This window comes from Polaromonas sp. P1_G4 (assembly GCF_056405475.1).
In genome coordinates, this window is record NZ_JBFUCA010000562.1 from 1 (window position 1) to 2,631 (window position 2,631).

Below are 2,631 nucleotides of genomic sequence, written 5' to 3' on the forward strand. Positions count from 1 at the left end.
CGTCGGGGGCGGCGGGCTGATCCTGGTGCCGGCCCTTTTTGCGGTTTTCCCCACCACGCATCCTGCCACCCTGTTTGGGGTGAACAAGGGGGCCTCGGTCTGGGGCACCGCGGTTGCCACGGCCCAATATGCCCGCCGCGTGGAGCTTCGCTGGACGGCACTGCTGCCGGCGGCCACCGCCGGGTTTACCGGCTCGCTGGCGGGCGCCTGGCTGGTTACCGTCATCTCGCCGGGATTTTTGCGCAAGGCCCTGCCCTTTGTGCTGCTGGCGGTACTGCTTTACACCCTGGCCAGGAAGGAGCTGGGCCGCCACCACACGCCCCGCTTTACCGGCCGTGCCGAGACCGCGGCGGCCTGCTGCATCGGGCTGGTTTTGGGGTTTTACGACGGCTTCTTCGGCCCGGGCACCGGCAGCTTTTTTGTATTTTTATTTGTGCGCTGGCTGGGTTATGACTTTTTGAACGCGTCGGCTTCGGCCAAGCTGCTCAACACCGCCACCAACCTGGCGGCGCTGGCGCTCTTTGCCTATAAAGGCCATGTCTGGTGGCATTTCGCCCTCACGATGGCCGTGGCCAACGTAGCAGGCAGCCTGCTGGGCACCCGCCTGGCCTTGAAACATGGGGCTGGTTTTGTGCGCGGGGTGTTTATCGCCGTGGTCAGCGCGCTGATCCTGAAAACCGCTTTTGACGCATTTGCGCGCTGACGGCGTGCTGCCAGTTTGCTATTGATTTAGTAGCTTCTTGCGCACGTCCTGTATGGGTTTTCGGCGGATTTTGCTTGAAATCCGGCCATCACTGTTTAATGACCAAATTGGCGTCCAGCCCAATAAAGGCATGCGCAAGCAGCTCTCAAATCGATAGCGACGGCCGGCTCAATCGGGGTTGATGCCCGCCGCCGCCATGGGCGGCGGCAGCTTGCTGAGCGCCTCCGCAATCGCCGCCGTCCTGGCCTTGGCGGCAGCGGCAGCCGCGGCGTTCGTGGGGCCGGGGGAAGCGCCTGCTGCGCCGGCCGACAGCTGGCCGGCCACGTCGGCGGCCTGACGCGGCTTGCCGATGGGCGCTGCCGCCAGCCCCTTCTGCACCGCCACCATGTCTTCCTCGCTCGGGTATTGGCCCAGCAGCACATAGTCAAAAACACGCCGTGCAATCGGCGCCGCCACCCCGGCGCCCCAGCCGGCGTTTTCCACGATCACCGCCAGCGCGATCCTGGGGTCTTCGGCCGGCGCAAACGCCATGTAAACAGCGTGGTCACGCTGGTACTCTTCCATCTTGCTGCTGTTGTACTTGTCTTTCTGGCCGATGGTGACCGCCTGCGCCGTGCCGGTTTTGCCGCCGCTCAGGTAACCCGCGCCGGCAAACACGCGGGCCGAGGTGCCTTCCTGGGTAACGCCGACCAGGGCCTTGCGCACGATCGCGATGTTTTCAGCCTTGTAGCCCAGGTTTTCCGGCGCATCGGCCGGTAGCGGGTGCATCACGCGCGTCACCGGGTCCTGCGTGCCGATCACCAGCCGCGGCCTGTGCTTGACACCGTTGTTGGCCAGCACGGCCGTGGCCTGCGCCAGCTGCAGCATGGTGAAAGTGTTGTAGCCCTGCCCGATACCCAGCGAAATGGTTTCACCCGGGTACCACTTCTGGTGCTCCGGCCTTTTATAGGCCTTGCGTTTCCAGTCCTGGCTGGGCAGCACGCCCGTGACTTCACCGCTGATATCGATGCCGGTGATTTGCCCAAAGCCCAGCGGCTGCATGAAGTCGTGCATGGCGTCCACGCCGAGTTCGTTGGCCAGTGAATAAAAGTACACGTTGCTGGACTTCACGATGGCGCGGTACATGTCCACAGCCCCGAGTGCGATGTCGCCGTGGCTGCGGAAGACGTGGCCGCCGAAACTCCAGGAGGCGTTGTCGTTGACGATGAAACTGGCGGAGCGCTTTCCGGTTTCCAGTGCCGCCATGGCCATGAAGGGCTTGTAGGTGGAGCCCGGCGGGTAGGTGCCGCGCAGCGCGCGGTTGAGCAGGGGCTTGTCCAGCGAGTCGCGCAGGTATTGCCAGCTCTCCGTGTCAATGCCGTCCACGAACAGGTTGGGGTCGAACGTCGGCTTGCTGACAAACGCCAGCACGTCGCCGGTCTTCGGGTCCATCGCCACCAGCGCGCCGCGCCGGTCGCCGAACATGTCTTCCACCAGCTTCTGCAGGCGGATGTCCAGCGACAGCATGACGGTGTTGCCGGGCGTGGCCGGGTTGCTGGCGAGTTTGCGCATGGCGCGGCCGCCCGCCGAGGTCTCGACCTGTTCGACACCGGTGGTGCCGTGCAGCTGCTGCTCAAAACTCTGCTCGACGCCGAGCTTGCCGATGTAGTCGGTGCCGCGGTAGTTGCCTTCGTCTTCGCTGCCTTCGATGACTTCTTTTTCTGCCTGGTTGATGCGGCCGATGTAGCCCACCACGTGGCTTCCCAGCTCGCCATACGGGTAGCTGCGAAACAGCCTGGCCTTGATGTCCACACCCGGGAACCGGAAACGCTGCGCCGCGAACCGGGCGACTTCCTCGTCGGTCAGGCGCGTGCGTATGGGCAGCGATTCAAAACTTTTGGATTCTTCGCGCAAACGCTTGAAACGCCGCTTGTCGCGCACCTGGATGT

The 2,631-nt window shown here is 64.1% G+C and carries 2 protein-coding genes; one reads left to right on the forward strand and one right to left on the reverse strand.

The features are described from left to right. A partial coding sequence (locus tag AC1D1X_RS20505) for a sulfite exporter TauE/SafE family protein (protein ID WP_477699031.1) occupies positions 1-703 on the forward strand: 703 nt, incomplete at its 5' end. A 168-nt stretch (positions 704-871) separates the two neighbouring features. On the opposite strand, the gene mrdA is transcribed toward AC1D1X_RS20505, so the two are convergent. Next, the coding region (gene mrdA / locus AC1D1X_RS20510; RefSeq protein WP_477699032.1) for a penicillin-binding protein 2 at positions 872-2,631 on the reverse strand (1,760 nt) is incomplete at its 5' end.